Source organism: Micromonospora sonchi (genome assembly GCF_014646235.1).
GTDB lineage: Bacteria > Actinomycetota > Actinomycetes > Mycobacteriales > Micromonosporaceae > Micromonospora > Micromonospora sonchi.
Map to the genome: position 1 here is coordinate 1 of NZ_BMNB01000034.1, position 26,168 is coordinate 26,168.

General features: G+C 71.3%; 25 protein-coding genes. 8 read left to right on the top strand and 17 right to left on the bottom strand.

The window, feature by feature from the left end:
• The first annotated feature begins 156 nt into the window (after positions 1 to 156).
• Entirely contained in the window at positions 157 to 1,041 is an 885-nt protein-coding gene (locus IEY61_RS26105; protein WP_189048962.1) for a transglutaminase-like domain-containing protein, read from the top strand.
• Positions 1,042 to 1,098: 57 nt separating this feature from the next.
• A complete protein-coding gene (locus tag IEY61_RS26110) occupies positions 1,099 to 1,971 on the top strand; it encodes an alpha/beta fold hydrolase (protein ID WP_189048964.1) in 873 nt (290 codons plus the stop codon).
• A gap of 61 nt (positions 1,972 to 2,032) precedes the next feature.
• Here the strand turns inward: IEY61_RS26110 and IEY61_RS26115 are convergent, their stop codons facing one another.
• Positions 2,033 to 2,593, bottom strand: coding sequence for a carboxymuconolactone decarboxylase family protein (locus IEY61_RS26115; protein ID WP_189048966.1), 561 nt, complete (start codon positions 2,591 to 2,593; stop codon positions 2,033 to 2,035).
• A gap of 63 nt (positions 2,594 to 2,656) precedes the next feature.
• On the opposite strand from IEY61_RS26115, the gene IEY61_RS26120 reads away from it, so the two are divergent.
• The gene (locus IEY61_RS26120) at positions 2,657 to 3,163 is read left to right on the top strand and encodes a MarR family winged helix-turn-helix transcriptional regulator (RefSeq protein WP_189048968.1); all 507 of its coding nucleotides are present in this window, start codon (positions 2,657 to 2,659) and stop codon (positions 3,161 to 3,163) included.
• Positions 3,164 to 3,296: 133 nt separating this feature from the next.
• Here IEY61_RS26120 and IEY61_RS26125 read toward each other — a convergent pair whose 3' ends face one another.
• From IEY61_RS26125 to IEY61_RS31525, 3 genes are read right to left on the bottom strand one after another with little or no spacing between them, the layout of a single operon-like run.
• The gene (locus IEY61_RS26125; RefSeq protein WP_189049081.1) at positions 3,297 to 3,479 is read right to left on the bottom strand and encodes a DUF397 domain-containing protein; all 183 of its coding nucleotides are present in this window, start codon (positions 3,477 to 3,479) and stop codon (positions 3,297 to 3,299) included.
• Positions 3,476 to 3,934: a DUF5753 domain-containing protein gene (locus tag IEY61_RS31520; RefSeq protein WP_268240691.1), complete on the bottom strand. Its 459-nt coding sequence runs from the start codon at positions 3,932 to 3,934 to the stop codon at positions 3,476 to 3,478. Before IEY61_RS31520 ends, IEY61_RS26125 begins: the two co-directional genes overlap by 4 nt.
• Positions 3,935 to 3,943: 9 nt before the next feature.
• A complete protein-coding gene (locus IEY61_RS31525; RefSeq protein WP_229706449.1) occupies positions 3,944 to 4,267 on the bottom strand; it encodes a helix-turn-helix domain-containing protein in 324 nt (107 codons plus the stop codon).
• Between the two features lie 238 nt (positions 4,268 to 4,505).
• Here IEY61_RS31525 and IEY61_RS26135 point away from each other — a divergent pair, with 238 nt between their 5' ends.
• Positions 4,506 to 4,778, top strand: a complete 273-nt coding sequence (locus IEY61_RS26135) for a hypothetical protein (RefSeq protein WP_189048970.1) — start codon at positions 4,506 to 4,508, stop codon at positions 4,776 to 4,778.
• A gap of 160 nt (positions 4,779 to 4,938) precedes the next feature.
• Positions 4,939 to 5,157 (top strand): hypothetical protein, encoded by a 219-nt coding sequence (locus IEY61_RS26140; protein WP_189048972.1) that lies wholly within the window; start codon positions 4,939 to 4,941, stop codon positions 5,155 to 5,157.
• Here the strand turns inward: IEY61_RS26140 and IEY61_RS26145 are convergent.
• The 7 genes from IEY61_RS26145 to hemL all read right to left on the bottom strand — a co-directional run bounded on the left by IEY61_RS26145 (position 5,142) and on the right by hemL (position 11,829).
• Positions 5,142 to 5,354, bottom strand: a complete 213-nt coding sequence (locus IEY61_RS26145; RefSeq protein ID WP_189049093.1) for a hypothetical protein — start codon at positions 5,352 to 5,354, stop codon at positions 5,142 to 5,144. The genes IEY61_RS26140 and IEY61_RS26145 overlap by 16 nt on opposite strands.
• Before the next feature lie 58 nt (positions 5,355 to 5,412).
• Positions 5,413 to 6,483, bottom strand: coding sequence for a c-type cytochrome biogenesis protein CcsB (ccsB, locus tag IEY61_RS26150; RefSeq protein WP_189048975.1), 1,071 nt, complete (start codon positions 6,481 to 6,483; stop codon positions 5,413 to 5,415).
• Positions 6,483 to 8,156, bottom strand: coding sequence for a cytochrome c biogenesis protein ResB (gene resB / locus IEY61_RS26155; RefSeq protein ID WP_189048977.1), 1,674 nt, complete (start codon positions 8,154 to 8,156; stop codon positions 6,483 to 6,485). Before resB ends, ccsB begins: the two co-directional genes overlap by 1 nt.
• A complete protein-coding gene (locus IEY61_RS26160; protein WP_189048978.1) occupies positions 8,156 to 9,085 on the bottom strand; it encodes a cytochrome c biogenesis CcdA family protein in 930 nt (309 codons plus the stop codon). The genes resB and IEY61_RS26160 overlap by 1 nt, the downstream gene beginning before the upstream one ends.
• On the bottom strand, positions 9,085 to 9,660 hold the full coding sequence (locus IEY61_RS26165) for a TlpA family protein disulfide reductase (protein WP_189048980.1): 576 nt from the start codon (positions 9,658 to 9,660) through the stop codon (positions 9,085 to 9,087). Before IEY61_RS26165 ends, IEY61_RS26160 begins: the two co-directional genes overlap by 1 nt.
• Positions 9,660 to 10,307 (bottom strand): histidine phosphatase family protein, encoded by a 648-nt coding sequence (locus IEY61_RS26170; protein WP_189048982.1) that lies wholly within the window; start codon positions 10,305 to 10,307, stop codon positions 9,660 to 9,662. The genes IEY61_RS26165 and IEY61_RS26170 overlap by 1 nt, the downstream gene beginning before the upstream one ends.
• A 184-nt stretch (positions 10,308 to 10,491) precedes the next feature.
• Positions 10,492 to 11,829: a glutamate-1-semialdehyde 2,1-aminomutase gene (gene hemL, locus IEY61_RS26175; protein WP_189048984.1), complete on the bottom strand. Its 1,338-nt coding sequence runs from the start codon at positions 11,827 to 11,829 to the stop codon at positions 10,492 to 10,494.
• A gap of 139 nt (positions 11,830 to 11,968) precedes the next feature.
• On the opposite strand from hemL, the gene IEY61_RS26180 reads away from it, so the two are divergent.
• Entirely contained in the window at positions 11,969 to 12,304 is a 336-nt protein-coding gene (locus IEY61_RS26180) for an STAS domain-containing protein (RefSeq protein ID WP_189048986.1), read from the top strand.
• Between the two features lie 6 nt (positions 12,305 to 12,310).
• Here the strand turns inward: IEY61_RS26180 and IEY61_RS26185 are convergent, their stop codons facing one another.
• Together IEY61_RS26185 and IEY61_RS26190 are read right to left on the bottom strand one after the other, a co-directional pair.
• Entirely contained in the window at positions 12,311 to 12,880 is a 570-nt protein-coding gene (locus tag IEY61_RS26185) for a response regulator (RefSeq protein ID WP_189048988.1), read from the bottom strand.
• Positions 12,877 to 17,247 carry a hybrid sensor histidine kinase/response regulator gene (locus IEY61_RS26190; protein WP_189048990.1) on the bottom strand — a complete coding sequence of 1,457 codons (4,371 nt, stop codon included), beginning with the start codon at positions 17,245 to 17,247 and terminating at the stop codon, positions 12,877 to 12,879. The genes IEY61_RS26185 and IEY61_RS26190 overlap by 4 nt, the downstream gene beginning before the upstream one ends.
• A gap of 154 nt (positions 17,248 to 17,401) precedes the next feature.
• Here IEY61_RS26190 and IEY61_RS26195 point away from each other — a divergent pair, with 154 nt between their 5' ends.
• Entirely contained in the window at positions 17,402 to 19,489 is a 2,088-nt protein-coding gene (locus tag IEY61_RS26195; RefSeq protein ID WP_189048992.1) for a SpoIIE family protein phosphatase, read from the top strand.
• 224 nt (positions 19,490 to 19,713) lie between these two features.
• Here IEY61_RS26195 and IEY61_RS26200 read toward each other — a convergent pair whose 3' ends face one another.
• Complete coding sequence (locus IEY61_RS26200; RefSeq protein ID WP_189048994.1) at positions 19,714 to 21,060, bottom strand: FAD-binding oxidoreductase; 1,347 nt, start codon at positions 21,058 to 21,060, stop codon at positions 19,714 to 19,716.
• Between the two features lie 97 nt (positions 21,061 to 21,157).
• Here IEY61_RS26200 and IEY61_RS26205 point away from each other — a divergent pair, with 97 nt between their 5' ends.
• Positions 21,158 to 23,254, top strand: a complete 2,097-nt coding sequence (locus IEY61_RS26205) for a S9 family peptidase (RefSeq protein WP_189048996.1) — start codon at positions 21,158 to 21,160, stop codon at positions 23,252 to 23,254.
• 56 nt (positions 23,255 to 23,310) lie between these two features.
• Here the strand turns inward: IEY61_RS26205 and IEY61_RS26210 are convergent, their stop codons facing one another.
• The 3 genes from IEY61_RS26210 to IEY61_RS26220 are packed head-to-tail and all read right to left on the bottom strand — an operon-like array spanning position 23,311 to position 26,074.
• A complete protein-coding gene (locus IEY61_RS26210; RefSeq protein WP_189048998.1) occupies positions 23,311 to 24,843 on the bottom strand; it encodes an FtsX-like permease family protein in 1,533 nt (510 codons plus the stop codon).
• Positions 24,840 to 25,541, bottom strand: a complete 702-nt coding sequence (locus IEY61_RS26215; protein ID WP_189049000.1) for an ABC transporter ATP-binding protein — start codon at positions 25,539 to 25,541, stop codon at positions 24,840 to 24,842. Before IEY61_RS26215 ends, IEY61_RS26210 begins: the two co-directional genes overlap by 4 nt.
• Positions 25,538 to 26,074, bottom strand: coding sequence for a PadR family transcriptional regulator (locus tag IEY61_RS26220; protein WP_189049002.1), 537 nt, complete (start codon positions 26,072 to 26,074; stop codon positions 25,538 to 25,540). The genes IEY61_RS26215 and IEY61_RS26220 overlap by 4 nt, the downstream gene beginning before the upstream one ends.
• Positions 26,075 to 26,168: the final 94 nt, after the last annotated feature.

Here is a 26,168-nt window from a genome sequence, read left to right on the forward strand (position 1 = left end):
CCCAGGCCCGCACCCACCTACGCCGGCGACAGAACCAGCCCCACCTCATCCGGAGCCTGTTCGGCAAACCAGAAGTCCGCTACGCCGCCGGATGACCACGGGACATTTGGGTTACCCATCAATAACACCCGGCGAGAGCGGAAATCAGGAGCGCAGATGGACCAGGACCAGACAAACCTTTCCCGGTACGCGCGGCCGGGCCGGCTGACCTCCGCCGGCGCGTACGCCGCTCTCCTCGAAGCGGTGCCGGCGGACCCGGCGGGGATCGTCCGGACCTTCCAGGGGCTGGTGATCCATGAGCACCTCGTCGGCGCGTACGGGGTCGCCTTGTCCGACGCCGACCGGCAGAGCGTGCACCTGCGGCCCGCCGAGGAACTGCTCGCCCGCGTCGCCGGTCGGGACAACCGCCCGCTGAACGTCCCCCGGGTGCCCGGACAGCGGGTGGCCGGCAACTGCCGGCACTACACCCTCCTGCTGGTCACCGCGCTGCGGGCCCGTGGCGTGCCAGCCCGCGCACGCTGCGGCTTCGGCGACTATTTCGCCGCAGGTCGCTGGGAGGACCACTGGGTCGGCGAGTACTGGAACGCCGAGCAGCGCCGGTGGACCATGGTCGACGCTCAGGTCGACGAGCGCCAGCGAGAGCTGTTCGGCGTCGACTTCGACATCACGGACGTGCCGCGAGACCGGTTCCTGGTCGCCGGCGAGGCGTGGGCACGCTGCCGCGCCGGCGAAGCCGACCCGGACACCTTCGGGCTTAGCGGGACCAACGAGAGCGGCTGGTGGTGGATCGCCGGCAACCTGATGCGGGACGCCGCCGCGCTGAACGTGGTCGAGCTGCTCCCCTGGGACATGTGGGGTGTGATGCCCGCCCCGGAGGAGAAGATCGACGAGGAGCGGATGGTGCTCTTCGACGAGCTGGCCCGGCTCACCCACGAGCCCGACCAGCACGCGGACGAGCTGCGACGCCTCTGCGCGGACGAGCGGCTACGCGTCCCGACCACCGTCCGCAACGCCGTACGCGACCGCGACGAACCAATCTGACGGCATGGACGGGAGTCGGCCGGGTAGTCGAGCCGCCCGACGAGGCGGGGAGCGGCGATGGGTGACGGACGGGTTCCGGCGGGGTTCACCGAGCAGCGTGCGCAGATCGGCGACGTCGCCGTCAACTACGTCCGGGGCGGCAGCGGGCCCACGCTGGTGCTGCTGCACGGATATCCGCAGACCTGGTACATGTGGCGTCACGTGCTGCCGGAGCTGGGACGATCGTTCGAGGTGATCGCGCCGGACCTGCGGGGCTTCGGTGGCAGCGACGCCCCGCCCGGCGGCTACGACAAGAAGACCCTCGCCGCCGACCTGCACGGGCTGCTCACCAACCTGGGCCTGGACCGCGACCTCCGGCTGGTCGGCCACGATGTCGGCACCATGGTCGCGTACGCGTACGCCGCAGCCCACCCGGACCGGGTGAGCCGGCTGGTGCTCAGCGAGGCGCCGATCCCCGACGAGAGCATCTACACCTTCCCGGCGCTGACCGCCGCCGGCCCGGCGGTGTGGAACTTCGGCTTCTTCAGCCTGACCAACGGGCTGCCGGAACAGCTCGTCGCCGGCCGCGAGACGCTCTGGGTCGACCGGTTCACCGACTCGCTGATGATGCGCAAGGGCAGCCTGGACGCGGCGGACATCGAGGAGTACGCCCGGCATCTGCGCGACGAGGCCCACCTGCGGGCGAGTTTCGAGTGCTTCCGCGCCTTCGGGCAGGACATCGCGGACAACGCTGACTATCGGAAGTCGATGCTGGCCATGCCGGTGCTCGCCATTGGCGCGCAGGCGAGTCTCGGCGGCCAGGTGGCTGAGCAGGTCCGCCGGTACGCCAGTTCGGTGACCGGTGAGGTCGTCAAGGACAGCGGCCACTGGCTCTACGAGGAGCAACCGGCGGAACTCACCGCCCTGCTCCTGCCCTTCCTGAAGGCCTGAGCGAAAGGAAGGGCCCCTTATTAACGCCTACGGTAGAGGAAGGGCCCCCTTTTAACATTCGTCACGCGGCCGGCTCCCAGGCGTACGCGGCCACGGGCGGGTCCAGCGGCGCCCGGGTGAGCCGGTTGGCGAAGGTGGAGATGGTGTAGGTGCCGACGCCGAGCACCACATCCAGGGCGTGCCGGGGCTGGTAGCCGGCCGCGAGGAAGGCGGAAAGCTCCTCGTCGGGTACCGCGCCCCGGTGGTCGAGCACTGCGTGGGTGAAGCGCCGCAGCGCCTCCAGCCGCTCGTCCGGCAGGGGCGTGTCGGCGCGGAGTGCGTCGATCAACTCCGGTGCGCCGCCGTGTCGGGCCAGGGTGGCGGTGTGCATGGCGACGCAGAGGTGGCACTCGTTCCGAACGGCGACCGCCAGCACCACGACCTCCCGCTCGACCTCGTTCAGCCCGCAGCTCTCGAAGATGCCGTTGACGGTCAGGAAGCCCTGGAGCAGTTCCGGTGACTCGGCCATCAGGCCGACCGCGCCGGGCAGGTGGCCGAGCGCGCGGCGTACGCCGTTCATCGTGGACCGGGCGGCCTCTGGCGCGGTGTCGGTGGTGTGGACGGTGAAGACGTGCTTGGACATGAGAGGGTCCTTGGCGTATTTTAGTCAACGTGATTGACCAAACCGTAAGCGAGGTTGTCGAACTTGGCAACGCCTGACCCGCAAACGCCCGAACCGCAAACGCCTGACCCGCAGCGGCCCGGCTTTCTGCTGCCCCTGCTGCTGTTGGCCGGATTCCGCACGCTCATCGACGACCTGCACGCCGAGTTGGCCCGCCAGGGCCACCCCGAGCTGCGTCCGCTGCACGGCTTCGTGCTCCAAGCGGTCGGCGCCACCGGCACCACCGCCACTGAGCTGGGCCAGCAGCTGGGCGTCTCCAAGCAGGCCGCCGGCAAGACCGTGGACCGGCTGGTCGCCCTCGATTACCTGGAACGCGTCGACGATCCGCACGACGCACGGCGCAAGCTGGTACGACTGACGCCGCACGGCCTCGACGGCCTGCACCGGTCGGCGGTCATCTTCGACGAGCTGCGGCAGCGCTGGGTGGCCGCCCTCGGTGCCGAGCGAGTCGCCGCGCTGGAGGACGACCTGCGTACCGTCACCCCCGCCAACTGGTTCCGGCTCGACGTACCCGGCTGGTTCGCCAGCTGACCCCTCGGCCGACCCCGGCGACCCGGCCAACCCCGGCTGATCTCGGCCGACGCCGTTTCGGCGAGGTGGCGGTTCAGGTGCGCCCGGTTACCGCGATTCCGGCGAAACGGTGACGATCTTCCGCTCGGGCCGGTCAGTGGCGGCGGGCCGAGGCCACGAAGGTGCGCCAGGCCGTCGGGCCGAAGGTCAACACTCCGCCGTCGCGGTCCTTGCTGTCGCGTACCGCGACCAGGCCGGGCAGGTTGTCCGCCACCTCGACGCAGTTGCCGCCGTTGGTGCTGCTCCGGGTGCTGGTGCGCCACCGGGCACCGGTCAGCTCCGCCATGACTCCGCCACCTCCGTCAACAACTCGATCGACTGCTGGGGCGGCAACGCCTCGCCCTGGATCGCCTCCCAGGAGGCCCGGATCGCCAACACGTCCTCGGTGTGGTCGATCACCTGACCCTTGAGCTGATCATCCGGGTATGCGACGTCCTCCCCATTCGGAAGGGTAGCCAGCACGAAGGCTCCGGCGACACCCGGATATGCGCCGACCGAGGCGGGCACCACGTGCAGCCGTACCCGGGGCTGTTCGATCGCCAGCTTCACCAGCCGACGCACTTGCTCGTGCATCACCAGTGGGCCGCCGACCGGGCGGCGCAGCACATGCTCGTCCAGCACCGCGACGAGCTGCGGTGGATTCTCACCGGTCAGCACCGCCTGCCGGTCCAGTCGCGCCGAGGCCCGCCGCTCCACCTCCTCCTCGTCGTAGAGGCCGACGCTGCGGAACAGCGAGCGGGCCTACGCCGAGGTCTGCAACAGGCCCGGCACCACCGTGTTCTCGAACGACCGGAGCACGGTGGCCTGCCGCTCGTTGGCCTGCCAGTCGCGCATCCACTGTGGTGACCCGAGCCGGGCCAGCAGTCGGGCGAACGCGCCACCGGTGTCGAGCGCGACGTCCGCCCGCTCCCAGAAGCCCGGCGGCGGCTTACGCGCCTCAGTCTCCACCATGGCGACCGTCGACGGCGAATAGCTGATCGCGCGGGCCAACTCCTCCTGGGTCATCTTCCGCGCCGCCCGCATGTGCCGCAGCTCCTCGATCAGCATCCGCGACCGCTCATCCATGCACACCACTCCTCACCAGCGCATACCGCGTTTCTCACGGCCCTCACCGGTGCCCGTACCCACCGCACAGGGCGACCGGATGCCTTCCGACAGTAGTCGCCTCGTCACCACACTGTGCACATCGGAACCGCCCGGATCCGCGCCAAAAAGGACGGGCGCAACCGAAGCGGGGCCGTCCGGCACGTCGGCGACGGACGGCCCCGCCTCCAACCGGCAAACCCGCAGCAGAGGTACGCAGATGACATCGCAGTCCCACCTGCCGCTCCGGCCGCTCTGGCTGTGTCGGATCTGCGCCGCGCCCTGGCCCTGTTCACCCGCCCGGCTCACCCTGCTGGCCGGCTACCGGCACGACCGCGTCGCCCTGTCCATCTACCTCGCCGCGATGCTGTACGACGCCGTCGACGACCTGTACCGCCTCGACCCGCAGACCGTGCCGAAGCCCGCCACCCTGCACGACCGCTTCCTCGGCTGGGCCGCCCCCCGCACCCCACGACCTCAGTCCTCAGCGTGATCACATTGCCCTACCGAAAATCACAGATCTTGGACGTTTTCCGTTAGCTGCTAACGGAAAACGTCCAAGATCTATGTGCGGCCCTCGAATGGCGTGCCTGGCGCTGCGGGAATTCTCACCGATGCTGGCTGAGTGACTGTGCCGGTGCCAGGGTGATGGCATGTCGGATGCGTACGTGGTCGGTGATCCGGACGGATTGTCGCCGTTGCAGGTCGAGTTGCGGGACGCGATCGCTCGGGAGCTGCACGCCCAGCTGGCGCTGCGGTCGGAGCGGATCGAACTGGCCGACGTGCCGGAGGTCGCCTACCAGGTCACCCTGCGGGTGAGCGAGACACTCCGGCACTGGCCCGCGCCGACCGTCCGTCAGTCGCCGGAGTAGAGGCGCATCGGGTCGACGAGAATCACCCCGGGCCGGGCACGGCCGGCCGTACGCAGGCCCGGGGCGTTCGTGTATCGGCCGACCGCTTCTCCGAGGCGCCGTAGCGATTCGGTTTGAGTCGCCTCGGTGGCCCCGAAATAGAAGCCGCCGGTGGCCCGGGCCAACGGTCCACAGCCACCCACAAAATGTATAACCACAGTTACTGTAAGTGTAGTTATACGTTCTGTAGAGCGATTTGCCGGCCGCCGATCAGGGTCAGAGGCCGCCGTAGGAGTGCAGGCCCTCGAAGAAGATGTTCACGCCGAACAGATTCATCAGCACGGTGAGGAAGCCGAGGATGGCCAGCCAGGTGGCGACGTTGCGCCGCACGCTCGGCGTGGCGCGGGCATGCAGGTAGCCGGCGTACACCACCCAGGAGATGAAGGCCCAGGTCTCCTTCGGGTCCCAGCCCCACGGCCGCCCCCAGGCCGCCTCGGCCCAGATCGCCCCGGCGATCACCGCGAAGGTGAAGAGGGGAAACGAGAAGGCGTGCAGCACGAAGGTCAGCCGCTCCAGGGCGGCCGCCGCCGGCAGCCGCTTGGCCAGGGTGTACGGGAAGCTGCGCTTGCCCTGCTCGTAGCCGGCCCGCATCAGGTACGCCACCGCCGGCACCGCGCCCAGCAGGAACAGCCCGGAGGCGAAGACGATGGTCGACACGTGCACGATGAACCAGTACGAGTTGAGCGCCGGCACCAGCGGCACGATCGGCGTGTAGAGCACCAGCTCGGCGGTGGCCACCAGCAGCACCATGACCAGGGTCAGGAAGAGCCCGAGCCGGCGCAGCGAGGGCACCTTCACCAGCACCACCAGCCAGGCGGCGACCCCGATGAACGAGACCGTGAGCACGAACTCGTACATGTTGCCCCACGGCATCCGGTCCGCCGCGAGACCGCGGGTCACCAGCGCGACCAGGTGCAGCGCAGCGGCGAGGGCGGTCAGCCCGACCGCGATCCGGCCGGCCAGTTCGGCCCGCCACGCCGTACGCCAGGCCGGGTCGGCTGCGACGTCGGTCGCCGGCACCGCCTCTCCGGCCGCCACCGGGCCGCCGGCCGCGCCCGCCGAACCACCGGCCACCGCACCACCGCCGACCACCGGATCACCGGCGATGCCCGCCGAAACGACGGCCACCGAGCCGCCGCCGACCGCCGCGCCAACCAGTTCGGGGGCGGGTGCCGCGACGACCCGGGCCCGCGAGGCGCCGAGGGCGTACTCGACCGCGTGGCTGATCATCGCCAGCAGGTACACCATGGTGGCGATCGACACCACCTGGTCGGAGAGTGCGGACATCACTCGGCTCCTTCTCGCGCCCCGGCGCTCGCCCCGGCTCCGGTGCCGGCCGGCGCTCCAGCCCCGGTCGCGGCATCGGCCCGCTGGTCACCGCCGATCGCGGACACCAGCTCGGCGAACTCGGCAGCGAACCCGGGATGTTCGGTACGCGGCAAACCCGCCACCTCGACCAAACTACTACCGCCCGTCGGAGATCCACTGCCCGGGTCGCCGGAACCAGCCGGCAGCACCCGCACGAAGACCCGCCGGCGCCGGACGAAGAGCGAACCCATCAACCCGAGCACCAGTCCGACGGAGCTGACCAGCAGCAGTGCCGCACCCGGGTCGTGGCGCACGGACAGGACGATGTACGGCTCGGTGCCCAGGAACTCGAGCGTGGTGCCGTCGCCCAGCGTCCAGCTCTCCCCCACCCGCAGCTCCTTCGTGCCGATCTCGGTGAGCCGGCCGTTGCGGACCTGCCGCTGGTCGAGCTGGTAGACCGAGCCGGGGATCCCGCCGTCCAGGCCCAGGTTGCCCCGGTAGGCCACCAGGCCGAGCAGCGGGTTCTGCTCGGCCGGGTGCTCCGACCGGCTGAACGGGGGTTTCTGCGGGGCGGTCGGCAGGTAGAGGCCGGAGAAGGCCATCTGGAGGTTCGGGTCCCGCTCGCCGGTGTCCGGGTTGACGTTGGCGTCGGGGAAGGCGGCCAGCCCTTCACTGGTCAGCCCGATGTCGCCGTTGCTGAGGAAGGGCACGGCGCTGTGCTGGCTGTTGCCGAACCGGTCGGTGTAGCGGATCACCGGGGCGTACCCGTGCCCGAGCAGGTAGACGTTCGCGCCGTCGAGCCGCAGCGGCGAGTTGACCGAGAACTCCGCCGGGCGGGGCGAGCCGCCGTCCTCGTCGACGGTCACCTTCGCGTTGTAGGAGGAGGGCTGGCCGCTGGGCAGGAAGCGGGCGTCGAAATCGTCCAGCCGCATGCAGAAGCGCGGCAGGTCGTCGCCGACGCGCGGACCGAACGACGCCTCGGCGTACTGCTGACCGGTGTTGCAGAAGACGTGGTCCGCGCCGGCGACGAGCAGCCGGTTGCCGTGCCAGCCGTACCAGGAGCCGAGCGCGACCCCGACCAGCACCACCACCATTGAGGTGTGGAAGATCAGGTTGCCGGTCTCCTTGAGGTAGCCCTTCTCGGCGGAGACCTCGTCGCCGCGGACCACCACCCGCCACCGTCGGCGTCGCAGCGTCTCGGCGATCGCCACCGCGCCGCCGTCCGGGGCCGGCAGCACCGCGTGTTGCGGCAGCCGTTCCAGCCGCCTCGGTACGGCCGGCGGCTTGGCGCGCAGCGCCCGGACGTGGTCGCGCAGCCGGGGCGTGATGCACCCGATCAGCGAGGTGAACAGCAGCAGGTAGATCGCGGAGAACCAGACCGAGCTGAACGCCTCGAAGGCACCGATCCGGTCCAGCCACGGAGCCAGATCCGGGTGCTCGGTGAAGAAGTCGCGTACGTCCTCCGGGTTGACGCCGCGCTGCGGCAGCACCGAGCCGGGAATGGCGGCGACCGCGAGCAGGAAGAGCAACACCAGTGCGGTACGCATGCTGGTCAGCTGCCGCCACGAGTTGCGCAGCAGGGCCAGCAACGGGTTGGGGCGGCGCCGGGGTGCCTGCGCCGGCGTGCCCGGCCGGTCGTCCACGGCGGTCATCAGATGCTCACCTCGCCGGTGCCGAAGGTGGTCTGCAGCCAGATCACCACGTTCGTCCAGCCGCCGGTGACCAGCGCCAGGCCGATCATGATCAGCAGGGCACCACCGATCCGGGTGACCCAGCGACTGTGTCGTCGTACCGTCCGGAAGACGCCGAGCAGGCGCTCGAAGCCCAGCCCGAAGATGATGAACGGGATCCCCAACCCGAGGCAGTACGCCACGGCCAGCACCAGCGCCCGGTCCATCTGCCCGCTGGTGGTGGCCATGCCGAGCACGGCGGCCAGGGTGGGCCCGGTGCACGGGATCCAGCTCAGCGCGAACACCGCGCCCAGCACCGGGGCGCCGGCCAGGCCGGCCGCGGGCAGCCGGTTGATCCGAAGCTCACGCTGGAACCCGGGCAGCGCACCGAGGTAGCCCAACCCGAGCACGACGACGAGGCCGCCGATGACGATCTCCAGCGTGCGCTCGTAGTCGAAGAAGACCCGGCCGATGCCGCTGAACAGGATCGCGGTGGCGGTGAAAACGGCGGTGAACCCGGCGATGAAGAGCAGCGTCCCGGCGAGCACCCGGCCCTTCACCGCCCGGCCGGTCCGGGCGTGCTCGCGTACCGCCGTACCCACGCCGCCGCTTTCGGCGCCGGCGCGCGTCGGCTCGCCGGCGGCGGCTGCGGTGTCGCGCGTCGGCTCGCCGGCGGCGGCTGCGGTGTTAACAGGGGGCCCTTCCTCTACCGCAGGCGTTAATAGGGTGCCCTTCCTTTCACCTCGGTGTTCGAGGTCGGCACCGGCGAGGCCGGTGACGTAGGAGAGGTAGCCGGGCATCAGTGGGAGTACGCACGGCGACAGGAAGCTGACCAGGCCCGCCAGGGCCGCCGCGCCCATCGCCAGCAGCAGCGGGCCCGAGGTGGCGAGCTGGCCGAACGTCTCGCCCATCAGCGCTGGCCGGCCGGCGCGGGCGACTCCGCGGCGACCCGCTCGACGATGGGTTGCAGGCCCTCCTGCCGGACCGCAGCCCGGATCACGGTGGCGATCCGGCCCTCCCGGTCGAGGATGACGGTGGCCGGGACGGTGTTCGGTGGGATGTCCATGGCGAGGGCGAGGCGACTGCCCGGGTCAAAGATGCTCGGGTAGCTGACCCGGCCTTCCTCGAAGGCGATCGCCTTGTCCCGGCTGTCCTGCACGTTGATGCCGAGGAAGGTCACCCCGGAATCCTTGGTCGCCTGGTAGGTGCCCTCCAGGTCGTCGGCCTCCGCACGGCACGGCGCGCACCAGGAACCCCAGAAGTTGACCACCACGACCTGACCGCGCTGCTCCGCCACGTCGTACGACCCGCCCTTGAGCAGCTCGCCGGTGATCCTGGGAGCCCCCGAGCGCTGGTCCGGGCGACATTCCACGATGCCGTCGACGTTGTCACACTCCGGCTTCCCGCCGTCACCGAAGCAGCCGGCCAGGAGCAGCGTGGCGGTCACGGCGGCGAACAGGCCGGCGGCCAGCCTCCGGGCAGCCATCAGGCCCCCTTGGCCGTCCGCCCGGTCGGCGACATCGCCACCAGGTGCGCGGCGGGTTCGGAATAGCCGATGCCGACGACCTTGGCGCCGTCGAAGTGGAAGGTGGTGAGCGAGGCCAGCCCGCACTGCCGGCGGCGCGGGTCGTGCCAGAGCCGCTTGCGCTCGACGTGCCGGCGCAGCGTCCAGATCGGCAACTGGTGTGACACGAGCACCGCCTCGCGTCCCTCGGCGGCGACCCGGGCGGCGTGCAGAGCGGCGAACATCCGCTCGGCGATCACCCGGTACGCCTCGCCCCAGGAGGGGGTGACCGGGTCGCGCAGCACCCACCAGTTGCGGGGGTCACGGAAGGAACCGTCGCCGGGGGAAACCTTCTTGCCCTCGAACCAGTTGGCGCTCTCGATCAGTCGTTCGTCCACCCCGACGGGCAGCCCGAACTGGGCGGCGACGGGTTCGGCGGTCTGCTGGGCGCGTTCCAGCGGGCTGGCCACCACGTGCACGACCTCGCGGTCGGCGAGCCCCTGCGCGGCGGCCTTGGCCATCTGGACACCCAGCTCGCTGAGGCGGAACCCGGGCAGTCGGCCGTAGAGGATGCCATCCGGATTGTGCACCTCGCCGTGCCGAAGCACGTGGACCACCGTCTTGCTCACCGCGGTGCCCCCTTCGTTCGCGACTGCGGGGCTCGCAAAACCGGCTCACTCCTCGCGCTCACCGGGCCCATCTCCGTTCGCGACTGCGGGGCTCGCAAAACCGGCTCACTCCTCGCGCTCACCGGGCCCATCTCCGTTCGCGACTGCGGGGCTCGCAAGACCGGCTCACTCCTCGCGCTCACCACTACCCCCCTGTACCTGCCGCTGCCGCCGCATCGGCCGCCGCCGGCAGGGCCGCGGCGATCTGTTCCAGGGCGGCGTCGTCGATCGCCGCCGAGACGAACCAGGACTCGAACGCGCTCGGCGGGAGATACACCCCGGCGGCGAGCATCGCGTGGAAGAACGCCTTGAACGCGGGCACCTGCTGGGCCCGGGCGCTGTCGTAGTCGACCACGTCGGCGTCGGTGAAGAAGATCGAGAACATGTTGCCCGCGTACGACAGCCGATGCGGGACACCGGCGGCGGCCAGCGCGTCTGCGGCGAGCCGGCCCACCAGGGCGGCGGTGTCGTCCAGCCGACGGTAGAGCGCGTCGTCGGCCAACCGCAGGGTGGTCAGCCCGGCCGCGCAGGCCAGCGGGTTACCGGAGAGGGTGCCGGCCTGGTAGACCGGGCCGGCGGGAGCCAGTCGCGACATGATCTCCGCGCGCCCGCCGAACGCCGCGGCGGGCAGCCCACCACCCATGACCTTGCCGTACGTCCACAGGTCCGCGTCGACCGGATCGAGGCCGTGCCAGCCGGAGCGGGACACCCGGAAGCCCGTCATCACCTCGTCGATGATGAGCAGCGCGCCGTGCGCGTGGGCGATCCGGGCCAACTCGCCGTTGAACCCGTCCCGGGGGGCGACGACGCCCATGTTGCCCGGCGCCGCCTCGGTGATCACGGCGGCGATGTGCTGGCCCTCGGCGGCGAACGCCTCCTCGACCGCGGCGATGTCGTTGTACGGCAGCACGATGGTCTCGCTGGCCGCCGCGCCGGTGACGCCGGGCGAGTCGGGCAGCCCGAGGGTGGCCACGCCGGAACCGGCCGAGGCGAGCAGCGCGTCGACGTGCCCGTGGTAGCAACCGGCGAACTTGATGATCTTTGAGCGGCCGGTGTAGCCCCGGGCCAGCCGGATCGCCGACATGGTCGCCTCGGTGCCCGAGTTGACCAGCCGGAGCTGCTCGACCGGGGTGCGCTCGATAATCTCGGCGGCCAGCTCGACCTCGCCCGGGGTGGGCGTACCGAAGCTGGTGCCCTTCGCGGCGGCGGCCTGCACGGCGGCCACCACCTCGGGGTGGGCGTGGCCGAGGATCAGCGGGCCCCAGGAGCAGACCAGGTCGACGTAGCGCCGCCCGTCGGCGTCGTGGAGCCAGGGCCCCTCACCCCGGACCATGAAGCGTGGTGTGCCGCCGACCGCCTGGAAGGCGCGCACAGGGGAGTTCACCCCGCCCGGCACGATGGCGCGAGCGCGGTCGAACAGGGCTGCTGAGGCCGGCGCGTCGACCGGATAACGGTCGGAGCCGGCGGAAAACACCTCGGTCACGATGTGGCCATTGTGTCAGCGCCTGAGGCCGGATCGGCAGGCACCCCTGATCAGGGTTACCAGGCTCACCTGCGGCACACCGACGGGCGACCACTCGCCTCGACAGGTCGGGCGCGCGAGATCGCGATAGGCTGGCCAGGTGGATCGTGCCGAACTGTCCATCACCGTACACCGGACGGGTGACGAAGCCGTACTGCGCCTCGCCGGTGAGATCGACATGCTCACGGCCGCCCAGCTGTCGACAATCGTCAATGAGGTTATCGCCGAGCCGCCACCCCGGATCGTGCTCGACCTCGGCGGAGTCACCTTCTGCGACTCGCAGGGCCTCGGCACTCTGGTGGTCCTCAGCCGCAAGGCCAGCCACGCGCAGAGCCTGCTGATCCTGACCAACGTCGGCGACTTCCTGCTCCGCGTCCTGGACATCACCGGCCTCCGCAGCGCCCTGATGATCCGCAACAACACCCCCACCCCCTGATCGGGGTCAGTCGGGGGTCGCGCCCCAGCGGGCCTGTTCCAGGAGGGCCAGGGCGCGGGAGATCGCGTCGGGTTCGGGAGCCTCCTCGGCGGCGCGGAGGAGGGCGCTGGCCTCGTCCACCGCGTCGGTGAGCAGTCGCCACTGGGCGTCGCGTTCCCGCACCATCTCCGACTGCACCGCCAACTGCCGGGTCTTGGTCCACAACTCGACGAAGACGGACACCTTGGCCCGCAGCACCCAGGGGTCGAACGGCTTGGTCAGGTAGTCCACCGCGCCGACCGCGTAGCCGCGCAGGGCCAGTTGGGCGTCCCGGTCGGCGGCGGTCAGGAAAATGATCGGTACGTGCCGGGTGCGCTCCCGCCGCTTGATGTGGCTGGCCGTCTCGAAGCCGTCCATGTCCGGCATCTGGGCGTCCAGCAGGATCACCGCGAAATCGTCGACCAGCAGCTGCTTCAGCGCCGCCTCCCCGCTCTCCACTGCGACCGACTGCACCGGCAGTCCCTGGAGGATCGCCTCCAGAGCCATCAGGTTCTCCCGGCGGTCATCGACCAGCAGCGCCTTCGCCACCTGCGTCACGAGCCCTCCTCGGTTCGGCTGCCGCTGATCCAGGAGCCCATCAACTCGATCAGCTCGTCCAGGTCGACCGGCTTGGTGATGTAGTCGCTGGCCCCGGCCGCGATCGCCGACTCCCGGTCACCGGGCATCGCCTTGGCGGTCAGGAAGACGATGGGCAGCTCCGCGAAGCGGTGGTTACGGCGGATCTGCCGGGTCGTCTCGTACCCGTCCTGATCCGGCATCATGGCATCCATCAGGACGATGTCCACCTCCGGGTGCTCGGCCAGCAGGCGCACCCCGTCGGTTCCGTTGTCGGCGTAGAGCACGGTCATGCCGTGCAGTTCCAGCGCGCTGGTCAGGGCGAAGACGTTACGCACGTCGTCGTCGACGATCAGTACGGTGGACCCGTCCAACTGGCGGGTCGTCGGTGCCTCCGGCCGTTGCGGCAGCAGCTCCATCGGCGGCATCAGCAGCGACGAGGGCAGGCCGGCCCGCTGCGGCGAGGGCGGTGCCGGCGCGACCACCGCGTCCGGCGCCAGCACATCGGGCAGGTAGAGAGTGAACGTCGAGCCCTGGCCGGGCGCCGAGCTGACGGTGATCGTACCGCCGATCAGCCGGGCCAGATCCCGGCTGATCGACAGGCCCAGCCCGGTGCCGCCGTAGCGGCGGCTGGTGGTGCCGTCCGCCTGCTGGAACGCCTCGAAGATCAGCGACAGCTTGTCGTCGGAGATGCCGATCCCGGTGTCGATCACCGTGAACGCGATCACCTGCCGGGCGTTGGTCAGCGCCGGTACGTCGAAGACCGCGTGCTCCGGCGCCCGGGAGATGCGCAGCGTGACCGCGCCGTTGTCGGTGAACTTGACCGCGTTCGACAGCAGGTTGCGCAGGACCTGCTGGAGGCGCTGGGCGTCGGTGACCACCGCCGGCGGCAGGTCCTTGCTGATCCGTACCTGGAAGTCCAGGCCCTTCTCGTCGGCCTGCGGGGCGAACGCCTGCTCGACGTAGCCGCGGATCTCCGTGAACCGGACCTCGGTCGGCTCCACGTCCATCCGACCCGCCTCGATCTTGGACAGGTCCAGGATGTCGTCGATCAGCGAGAGCAGGTCGGAACCGGCGCTGTGGATCGTGCGGGCGAACTCGGTCTGCTTCGGGGTCAGGTTGCGCTCCGAGTTCTCGGCGAGCAGCCGGGCCAGCAGCAGCAGGGAGTTCAGCGGCGTACGCAGCTCGTGGCTCATGTTCGCCAGGAATTCGGACTTGTACGCCGAGGCTCGGGTGAGCTGCTGCGCCTTGTCCTCCAGGCCGAGCCGGGCCAGTTCGATCTCCCGGTTCTGGGTCTCGATGTTCGCCTTCTGCTCGGACAGCAGCTTGGCCTTGTCCTCCAACTCGGCGTTGGTGCGCTGCAACTCCGCCGACTGCTCCTGCAACTCGTGCGCCAGCCGCTGGGACTGGGCGAGCAACTCCTCCGTACGACGGTTGGCCTGAATGGTGTTGACCGCGATGCCGATGGTGGAGACCAGTCGCTCCAGGAAGGCGAGGTGCAGCTCGGAGAAGGGCGTCACGCTGGCGAACTCGATCACGCCGAGCAGTTCGCCCTCGAAGAGCACCGGCAGCACGACCAGGTCCTGCGGCGGGGTGTCGGCCAGCCCCGACCGCAGCGTGATCCGGCTGTCCGGCACGGCACCGAGCCGGATGGTGCGCCGGGAGAGCGCGCTCTGCCCGACCAGCCCCTCGCCCGGCCCGAAGGTCACGTCGTGTCCCCGCGACACGTAGCCGTACGAGGCGGTCAACCGCAGCCGCATCACTCCCTCGGAGTGGTCCGCCAGGAAGAACGCGCCGAGCTGCGCGTCGACCAGTGGCGTCACCTCCATCATGATCATCCGGCAGACCTCGCCGAGGTCACGCTGGCCCTGGAGCAGACCGCCGATGCGGGCCAGGTTGGAGTCGAGCCAGCCCTGCTCGGCGTTCTTGTGGGTGGTCTCCCGGAGCGTGACGATCATCTGGTTGATGTTGTCCTTCAGCTCGGCGACCTCGCCCTGCGCCTTCACCGCGATTCGCTGGGTTAGGTCGCCCCGCGTCACCGACGTTGAGACCTCGGCGATCGCGCGCAGCTGGGTGGTCAGGGTGGAGGCGAGCTGGTTGACGTTCTCGGTGAGGTCCCGCCAGGTGCCGGAGACGCCCTTGACCTGGGCCTGGCCGCCCAGCTTGCCCTCGATGCCGACCTCGCGGGCCACCCGGGTCACCTCGTCGGCGAAGGAGGAGAGCTGGTCCACCATCGTGTTGACGGTGTTCTTCAGCTCCAGGATCTCGCCCTGCGCGTCAACGGTGATCTTCTGCGACAGGTCGCCGTTCGCGACCGCCGTGGTGACCGAGGCGATGTTGCGGACCTGGCTGGTCAGGTTCGACGCCATCGAGTTGACGTTGTCGGTCAGGTCCCGCCAGGTGCCCGAGACGCCCTTGACCTCGGCCTGGCCGCCCAGCTCACCCTCGGTGCCCACCTCACGGGCCACCCGCGTCACCTCGTCGGCGAACGACGACAGCTGATCCACCATCGTGTTCACCGTCGACTTCAGCTCCAGGATCTCACCCCGGGCATCCACCGTGATCTTCTGCGACAGGTCACCCTTCGCCACCGCCGTCGAGACCTGGGCGATGTTCCGCACCTGGGCGGTCAGGTTCGACGCCATCGAGTTCACGTTGTCGGTCAGGTCCCGCCAGGTCCCGGCCACCCCGCGGACCTGCGCCTGGCCGCCGAGCTTGCCCTCGGTGCCCACCTCACGGGCCACCCGCGTCACCTCGTCGGCGAACGACGACAGCTGATCCACCATCGTGTTCACCGTCGACTTCAGCTCCAGGATCTCACCCCGGGCATCCACCGTGATCTTCTGCGACAGGTCACCCTTTGCCACCGCGGTGGTGACCGAGGCGATGTTACGGACCTGGCTGGTCAGGTTCGACGCCATCGAGTTGACGTTGTCGGTCAGGTCCCGCCAGGTGCCCGAGACGCCCTTGACCTCGGCCTGGCCGCCCAGCTTGCCCTCGGTGCCCACCTCACGGGCCACCCGCGTCACCTCGTCGGCGAACGACGACAGCTGATCCACCATCGTGTTGACGGTGCTCTTCAGCTCCAGCATCTCGCCCCGGGCATCCACGGTGATCTTCTGGCTCAGGTCGCCCTTCGCCACCGCCGTCGAGACCTGGGAGATGTTGCGGACCTGGCTGGTCAGGTTGCCGGCGAGCTGGTTCACGTTCTCGGTGAGGTCCCGCCAGGTCCCGGAGACCCCGCGGACCTGGGCCTGGCCGCCGAGCTTGCCCTCGGTGCCCACCTCACGGGCCACCCGCGTCACCTCGTCGGCGAACGACGACAGCTGATCCACCATCGTGTTGACGGTGTCCTTGAGTTCGAGGATCTCGCCCTGCGCGGCCACGGTGATCTTCTGGGACAGGTCGCCCCGGGCCACCGCCGTGGAGACCTGGGCGATGTTGCGCACCTGGGCGGTCAGGTTCGACGCCATCGAGTTGACGCTGTCCGTCAGGTCCTTCCAGGTGCCGGCCACGTTGGGCACCTCGGCCTGACCGCCGAGCTTGCCCTCGGTGCCCACCTCACGGGCCACCCGCGTCACCTCGTCGGCGAAGAGCCGCAGGGTGTCGGTGAGCGAGTTCATGGTGTCGGCCAGCTCGGCGATCTCGCCCCGGGCGCTCACCGTGATCTTCTGGCTCAGGTCGCCCTTGGCCATCGCCGTGGCCACCTGGGAGATCGACCGCACCTGGCCGGTCAGGTTCGACGCCATGGTGTTCACCGAGTCGGTGAGGTCCTTCCAGGTGCCGGCGACGCCACGGACGTCGGCCTGGCCGCCGAGCTTGCCCTCGGTGCCCACCTCGCGCGCGACCCGGGTCACCTCGTTGGAGAAGGAGGAGAGCTGGTCGACCATGGTGTTGACCGTGTGGCCGATGCGCAGGTACTCGCCGCGCAGCGGGCGGCCGTCTATCTCCAGCGCCATGTGCTGGGAGAGGTCGCCGTCGGCGACCGCGACGATGACCCGGGCGATCTCCGTGGTGGGCCGGCCCAGGTCGTCGATGAGCGAGTTGACCGCCCGCTGGCCCTCGGCCCACGAGCCGTCCAGCCCCTCCTCGTCCAGCCGCTCGGTCAACCGACCGTCGCGGCCAACGATCCGGCTGATCCGGCGCAGGTCCAGATGCTGCCGCTCCTGGAGCGACACCACGTCGTTGAAGGCGTCCGCCACCTCGCCACCCACACCCGACCGCCGGGGCAGCCTGACCTTGAGGTCGCCACGGCGGACCTGTCGCAGCGCCTCCGCCAGCTCGGTGAGGACCGCCTCGTGGTCGGCGGCGGAGGTGTCCGCCAGCCCCGACTGTTTCGCCGTGGTCATCATTCCTCGCTCACCTCAGGGTATGCCGGCTCGCGCCGGCCACCCCATCATTGTCCCCGTGAGCTGGAAATCGCCACGCCGCACCGCCGGTCGCGATGCTGGCCCGGCAGGTGATCGGCTTGGCACCGAGCGAGTGTGGGGGGAGGATACGAACGTGTCGGCGGAGACGGGGCCCGCCACGACCAAGGGCCCAGACGAGCACGTACGACGCGTCAGGCTTCCCGCCGACCGCCGTACGCCAGCCGCTGCACGGGCGGTCGTCCGGTCCGTGCTCACCGAGGCGCACCTGGACGAACTGGTGAACGAGGCACTTCTGCTGACCACGGAGCTGTCCACCAACGCCGTCGAGCACGCCGGCACCGAACTGGACATCGAGGTCAGCGCCGACCCCGCCGGGTTGACCGTGACCGTCTCGGACTTCGCCGCCGGCCCCGTCGACGAGCTGACCGTGGGCGTACGGAATGTGGCGAGCGACATCGTCGACGTGGCCGAACGCGGGCGCGGGCTGCTGCTGGTCGACCACTTCGCCAGTCGCTGGGGCACGACGTACCTCCCCAAGGGCAAGGGCGTGTGGTTCCGGCTGGACCGCAGGCGCCGTGGCGGGCAGCACGGGGACGACTCCGGGTCACACGGGGACGACTTCGCACCGCCAATCGGCGATCGGGACTCCACCGGACACACCTCCGCCGCCAGCGCCGGGGCGATGAGCGCCCTGCTCCAGATCACCCCCGATCCGTACGCCGAGGATCCGCTGCCCGATTTCGCCGCCGGCCTGCTCACCCGGGTGGCGGAGATGGTCGGCGCCGCCGGTGGCGTCATCCGACTGGACCGGGGGGACGGCCAGGGCACGCAGATGCTCGCCCGTTACGGCCGGCAGCCCCGGGCGGGGAACGACCTGATCCGGGTGCCGCTGGCCGTGCACCGCCCGTACGCCGGAGAGCTGGAGCTGGACGCCGCGCCCACCGCGTACGCCCGGCCGCTCGCGGCGCTGACCGCCGAGCGGCTCTCGCTGCACCTGGAGAACGACCGGCTGCGCCGTGCCAACGTCCGCCGGCAGGCCTGGCTGACCTTCCTCGCCGAGGCCAGCGAACTGCTCGCGCAGTCCCTGGACGTGGAGCTGACCATGGCGCTCATCCCGCAGCTGGTGGTGCCCCGGCTCGGCCAGTGGTGCGCGGTGCACACCACCGACGAGTGGGGTCGGCTCCGCCTCGCCGCAGCGAGCCACGCGGACGAGTCGATGCTGCCGCAACTGCACGCCACCCTGCGCGAGGCCGGCCCCGACTCGATCCAGTCCCGGTTGCGCGAGGCCAGCCGCAACGGCACCCAGACGCCGCTGGGCGCGCCGATGGAGGGCTTCGCCGTACCGCTGACCGCCCGGGGACAGCGCCTCGGCACCCTCGCCGTCGGGCGGCACCAGCGGCACCGGCACGACCCCGACGAGATCGCGGTACTGGAGGACGTGGCCCGGCGGGCGGCCCTGGCGATTGAGAACGCCCGGATCCACGCCGAACGCCGGCGGGTGGCGCAGGCACTGCAACAGTCGCTGCTACCGCCGGCGCTGCCGGTCGTGGAGGGCATCGGCTTCGCCGCCGAGTACGTCCCGACCGGTGGCGACGCCGACGTCGGCGGCGACTTCTACGACGTGGTGTCGCTGCCGGACGGCCGCTGGCTGGTGGTGATCGGCGACGTCTCGGGCAAGGGCGTGCAGGCCGCCACGGTCACCGGGCTGGTGCGGGACGTGATCCGGGTGCTGGCCGGGGACGGCAAGCCGCTGCCCGAGGTGCTGGCCCGGCTCAACGAGACCCTGGTCGAGCGGGGCGCCGGTCGCTACTGCACGCTGGCCCTGGCCGCCGTCGCGCCGGGTGAGGGCGACCGGCTCGACGTCGAGCTGCACCTGGCCGGGCATGACCGGCCGGCGCTGCTGCGCTCCGGGGGCGGTCCGGCCAGCTTCGTCGGCACCGGCGGAACGGCGCTCGGCCTGCTCGACACCATCGCCTCGCCGACCGCGGACATCGTCCTCGATCCGGGTGACTGCCTGGTCTTCTACACCGACGGGGTGACCGAGCGCCGGCGTGGTCGGGAGTTGTTCGGCACCGGCCGGCTACGGGATGCCGCCACGCCGCTGGCCGGCTACCCGGCGGACGTGGTGGCCGCCCGCCTGCGCTCCACTGCGATCAACTTCTCGGTGGAGGAGCCCCGCGACGACATCGCCATCCTCGTCCTCCGCAACGACGCCGTCTAACCCCCGCCGCGCCCCCGCCGCCGCTCTCGGCGTCGCCCCCCGCCACCACCCTCGGCACCACCCTCGGCACCACCCTCGGCACCACCATCGGCACCACCATCGGCGTCGATCTTGCACTTTTTGTCGCCACAAAAGCCACATAGAACCGTGTTTCGGCGACCGAAAGTGCAAGATCGACGAGGTGGGGCGGGGCGGGGCGGGGGTGGGGCGGGGGGCGGGGTGGGTCAGAGGTTGCCGGGGAGGCGGCCGGGGGCTAGGCGGTGGGCGGGGTCGAGGTGCTGTTTGGCGGCGCGTAGGCGGGACAGACCGGCCAGGTCGCCCCAGAGGTCGACGGCCCGCCGGACCGGCGGTGGCGCGGCGAGGACCAGGCAGCGGCCCTGTCGGGCGAGCAGTACGCCGCGCACCGCGGCCAGGATCGATGCCACCCGCTCGGGCGAGAGCGTGCCGGGCAGGGCGGCGTGCACCACACCGAGCCCGGCCGAGCCGCGGACCGGCACCGGCGCGCCGGCCGCGTCGCGCAACGCGTACACGGCGGCGTGCAGGTCGCTGATCGGCACCTCCAATCGCAGCGCGGTGTCGCCGGGGGCGAACGGGTAGCTGCGCCACCAGGGTGGGGCCGCTCCGGCCACCGTCGACCGGCCGCCGAACAACGACACCAGCCGGTCGGCGCGTTCCGTCACCTCGGCCGGCCCGCCCTCCAGCAGCACCGCCAGCGAGCCGGTGCCCGCCGGGCCGGTCGACCGGCGCCCCGTCATCGACGGATGACGCGCCATCGCCTCGGCCCGGGGATCCCGCCCTGGCCGGGGTACCGCGCCGGCCGGCAGGTCGATCTCCACCGCCGCGGGCTCGAGGCGGGCGGCGAGCACCGCCCGGACCAGGTCGTGCACCTCCAACGGGGTCCACACCGGTCGGGTCACCCAGACCCGGCTGGCCGGCAGCGCCTGCACCCGCAGCGTCGCACTGACCAGCACACCGAGCGCCCCCTCCGAACCGCACAGCAATCGGGCCCGGGCCAGCCCGGTCGCCCCGCCGCCGGCCTCGGTCAGCTCGCCGTCGGCGGCCAGGTAGCGCAGGCCGACCAACTGGTCGCAGGCGGTGCCGTGCCGGTGCCGCAGCGGACCGGCCTCGTCGGCGGCGAGCACGCCGCCGATGGTGGCGCCGGGCGACGGGGCGTCCACCGCGAGCCGCTGGCCGATGCGTTCCAGCACGGCCTGTACCGCGCGCAGCGGCGTGCCGGCGCCGACCTCGGCCGTGCCCTGGCTCGGCGACCGGTGGCCGATGCCCGCCAGCCGCCCGGTGTCGAGCATGATGTCGACCCGCTCGGGTGGGGCACCCCAGTCGATCTTGGTGCCGGCGCCCCGTGGCACCACCGTCAGGTCGTGTCGGGCCGCCAGTCGCAGCACCTGTGCCGCCGCGTGCGCGCCGCCCGGCACCGCCACCCAGCGTGCCGCGCGCCCGGCCACCTCGTCGGCGGCGCCGGCGAACCGGGCGAAGCGCGGACCACAGATCTCGGTCAACCGGCGGGCGATGTCGAGGGCACCGGACGAGCCGGTGGAACGCGCTGGCACCATGACTGCAATCGTACATGTGTTCGAATGCCCAGGTGGGGATTTGGAGCCACGCCGGCGCGGGCAGCCGGCGGGCGAAGGCGGCCGGTAACGTGGCGCCGTGACCACCGAGACCCCCGTACCCGTAGCCAGGCGGGTGCCGACCGAACGCGTCCACCACGGCGACACCGTCGTCGACGAGTACGCCTGGTTGGCCGCCAAGGACGATCCGGAGACGATCAACTACCTCAACGCCGAGAACGCGTGGACCGAGGCGCGCACGGCGCACCTGTCCGGGCTGCGGGGGGAGTTGTTCGAGGAGATCCGGCGGCGGACCCAGGAGACCGACCTGTCGGTGCCGACCCGCAAGGGCGGGCACTGGTACTACACCCGCACCGTGCAGGGTCAGCAGTACGGCGTGCACTGCCGTCGGGCGGTCCGCGACGGCGAGACCGCTCCGCCGATCAGCCCCGACGGCGCCCCGCTGGACGGTGAGGAGATCCTGCTCGACGGCAACCTGCTCGCCGAGGGGCATGACTTCTTCTCCCTGGGCGCCTTCGACGTCAGCCCGGACGGGCGCTTCCTGGCGTACTCCACCGACTTCTCCGGCGACGAGCGGTTCACCCTGCGGATCAAGGACCTCGAAAGCGGCGAGTTGCTGCCCGACGAGATCCCCGGCACCTTCTACGGCACCGCCTGGTCCGCCGACGCCTCGGTGCTGTTCTACATCACTGTCGACGAGGCGTGGCGTCCGCACCGGGTCTGGCGGCACGTGATCGGCACGGCCGCCGCCGACGACGTGGTGGTGCACGCCGAGGACGACGAGCGGTTCTGGGTCGGGGTCGAACTGACCCGGTCGGAGCGGTTCGTCCTCATCGACATCGCCAGCAAGATCACCAGCGAGGTACGCGTCATCCCGGCCGGCAACCCGACCGGCGAGCCGGCGGTGATCGCCCCCCGCCGGCAGGGCGTGGAGTACTCGGTGGAGCACCACGGGCACCGGTTCCTGATCCTGCACAACGACGGCGCGGAGGACTTCGCCCTGGCGTACACCTCGGCGGACGCGCCGGGAGACTGGGTGCCGCTGATCGAGCACACCCCCGGCACCCGGCTGGAGTCGGTGGACGCCTTCGCCGACCACCTGGTCATCGCCGTACGCAACAACGGCCTGACCGGGCTGCGGGTGCTGCCGATCGGCGGCGGCGACACCCACGACATCGAGTTCCCCGAGCCGCTGCACACCGTCGGTCTGGACGCCAATCCCGAGTACCGCACCGGGCGTCTGCGGCTGCGCTACACCTCGCTGGTCACCCCGGACTCGGTGTACGACTACGACCTGGTGACCCGCGAGCTGACGCTGTTGCGCCGCCGGCCGGTGCTGCCCGGTCCGGACGGACGGGTGTACCGACCCGAGGACTACGAGCAGCACCGGGACTGGGCGCTGGCCGACGACGGCACCAAGGTGCCGATCTCGTTGGTCTGCCGCCGCGACACTCCCCGCGACGGCTCCGCGCCCTGCGTCATCTACGGCTACGGCTCGTACGAGGCCAGCATGGACCCGTGGTTCTCGGTCGGCCGGCTGTCCCTGCTGGACCGCGGGGTGGTCTTCGCGGTGGCCCACGTGCGGGGCGGCGGCGAACTGGGTCGCCGCTGGTACGAGCAGGGCAAGATGCTGGCCAAGAAGAACACCTTCACCGACTTCGTCGCCTGCGCCCGGCACCTGGCGAAGTCCGGCTGGACCGCGCCGGACCGGCTGGTCGCGCGGGGCGGCTCGGCCGGCGGGCTGCTGATGGGCGCGGTTGCCAACCTCGCGCCGGACGCCTTCACCGGCGTCGTCGCCCAGGTGCCGTTCGTGGACGCGCTCAGCACGATCCTCGATCCGTCGCTGCCGCTGACCATCACCGAGTGGGAGGAGTGGGGCAACCCACTGGCCGATCCGGAGGTGTACGCGTACATGAAGTCGTACACCCCGTACGAGAACGTCGCCCCGCTGGACTATCCGGCGATCCTCGCGATGACCAGCCTCAACGACACCCGGGTCTACTACCACGAGCCGGCGAAGTGGATCGCCCGGCTGCGGGCGGTCGCGCCGCAGGGCGAGTACCTGCTCAAAACCGAGATGGAGGCCGGGCACGGCGGGCCCAGCGGACGCTACGACGCCTGGCGGGAGGAGGCCTTCGTCAACGCCTGGACGCTGGACCGCCTCGGCCTGGCCTGAGCACCGCAACGCCGGGTGCTGGCCGCGCTGACCCTACCTGCGGGCCGCCTGATCCCTCAGGTGGCCCGCAGCTCCTCCACGGCGGTGTTCGGCCGGAGGAGGAGCACCCCGAGGCCGACCGTGAGCAGGGTCGCGGCCACCGCGCCACCACCCAGCAACGCCAACTGTTCCAGCGGTACGCCGGGCGAGCGGACCACGCCGCCGGCCAGCACCCACTCGATGTGGCGATCACGGGTGGCCGGATCGGCGCAGAGCTCGGCCGTCGCCCGGCAGACCGGTTCCCAGTCGCCGCCGGAGACGATGTCGGCGTTGACGGTTCGACCGAGGGTGTAGCCGGCGCCGAGCGCGAGCAGCACGGCGGGCACCACCGGGGTCAGCACCTGCCAGAGGATCGAGACACCGATGGTGGCGCGCGGCACCCCGCCCGCCACGAGGGCGGCGTACGTCCGACGCCGCGCGGTGATTCCCTCGATCAGCATGACGAGCAGACCGGCGGCGGCGATGGCCACCGCCACCCCAACCGCCAGGTCGACCAGATCCATGGTGCGCAGGTAGAAGGCGCTGCGCTGGTCGTCGAGGTCATCGAAGGCGCTAATACCGGCCCGCCGGTTGTCCTCCCGCCAGACCTGCTCTCGGAGCGCGAACCAGGCCCGGAAGGCCGTCGCGCCGGCGCCGATGGCCAGCGCCGCCAGCAGGGCGGCGAAGGTTCGGCTGCCGGCCCACGGGTCCTCGGTCAGCCGGCGGGCCGCCAGCAGCTGGGCCGGGCTGCGGGCGTACCGGTGCAGCAGCCGTCCGGCCCGGTGCGAGATCCAGCCGGCCGCCAGAACCACCCCGAGCACGGCCGTGAACGTGCCCAGGAGCACCCACGCGAACAGCAAGGTGTCCAGCCCATCAGCCGACGCCCGCCGGATCGGCTCGAACAGGGCGGCCCCCAGCACGCCGAGCGCGATCAGCAGCGCCGGCCAGGGGCGGGGTCGACCGGCACGACGCGCCCGGCGGGTCACCCCGAGCGGCGTGGCGGTGACGCCACGCAGCATCAACGCGCTGACCACGGCGGCGATCAGCGGCAGGGCCAGCACCACCAGCGCCAGCTCCGGCACGGTCGGCAACACGTCGGTGGGCAGGGCGAGCCGGCCGTTGACGTCCGGACGGTGCAGCAGCGCCCGCCCGACGAGGTAGGTGGCCAGCCCAGCGGCCGTGCCGAGCAGGCTGGCCAGGCCGGTCTCCAGCACCGCGACCCGGGTCACCTGACCGGGGGTCGCCCCGGCCAGCCGGAACGCAGCGAGCCGGCGGTCCCGGGCCGGGGCGCCGAGCCGGGCGCACTGACCGGCGAGGGCCAGCACCGGAATGGTCAGCAGCAGAATCGCGAACGCGGTGCCGCCGCGCAACCCCGGCTCCCGCAGCAGGGCGTTGGTGTAGTGCTCGGACTCCTGCCGGGGGCCGCCGGGCGGCGTCTGGATGGCCAGGACGCTCAACGCCGCCAACACGGCGAGCGCGGCCAGGGCCGCGCTCAGCGCGGTCAGCGCAACCCGGGCCGCGTCGGTGCGGTTGCCGGCCAGGGCGAGCCGGACGAAGGTGCCGGGTCTCACCGGGCACCGCCGGCGAGCGAAGCGTCCAGGCCCAGGCCGGTGTGGTCGATCACGCCGTCGCGCAGGACGATCTCGCGATCGGCGTACGCGGCGATCCTGGGCTCGTGGGTGATCAACACCACCGTCGTACGCTGCTCGCGGGCGAGCCGGACCAGTTGGGTGAGCACCTGCTCGCCGGTGAGCGTGTCGAGCGCCCCGGTCGGCTCGTCGGCGAAGAGCACCCGTGGCTCGGTGACCAGGGCCCGGGCGGTGGCGCAGCGCTGCTGCTGACCGCCGGACATCTCACCCGGCCGGACATCGGCGAGTTCCGCCACGCCGAAGCGGTCCAGCCAGGTGAGCGCCGCCGTGCGTGCCGCTCGCCGCCCCGTGCCGGCGAGCAACAACGGAAGGGCGACGTTCTCCGCCGCGGTCAGCTCGGCGACGAGTTGGCCGAACTGGAACAACACCCCGAACTCGGTACGCCGCAGCCGGGACCGGGCCGCCTCCGGCCAGGTGTCGATCCGCTGGTCGCGCCAGACCACCTCACCGGCGTCGGGGCGCAGGATGCCCGCCAGGCAGTGCAGCAGGGTGGACTTGCCGCAGCCGCTGGGCCCGGTCACCGCGACGATCTCGCCCTCGGCGACGTCCAGCGTGATGCCGTGCAGGGCGGGCGTCGGACCGTACGACTTCACCAGACCGCGGGCCTGTAGTTGCGTCATGGGTGCACCTCCCGGTGCCAGTCGGCGACCCGGTCCAGGGTGGTGTGCAACCAGCGCAGGTCGGCGTCGAGATGGGCGATGGCGTAATCGGCGGCGACCACATCGTCCATCGTGGATGATGTGGCCGTCTTCAGTGCGGTCAGCTCGCGTAGCCGGTCGGTGTGCGCCCGGCGTTGGGCGATCAGGTATGCCCGGGCCCGGTCCACGTCGGCGACCAGCAGCGCCACCGTTACCTTGGCGAAGAGCGTGCTGTTGACGTGCGGCATCGGAGGTTCCACGGCGCTCAGCCACCGGTCCAGCGCCGTCCGCCCCTCCTCGGTCAGCGCGTAGGCCGTCCGGTCGGGGCCGGCCAGGCGTTCCTGCCCGGCCGGCATCACCAGACCGTCCCGCACCAGCCGGCCGAGCGTGGCGTAGACCTGCCCGTACGCCAGCGGGCGGGCCTGCGGCAGCCGTTCGTCGTGGGCCCGCTTCAACTCGTACCCGTGCTTGGTGCCGCCGGCGAGCAGCCCGAGCAGAACGTGCGGTGTGGACACTCGCCCACTATTCACCGAGCGAATAGTGGGCGTCAAGCCCCTACCCGGCGGCGTGTCCTCCTGGCCGGCTCCCGTCCCTACGCGGACCGCCGTG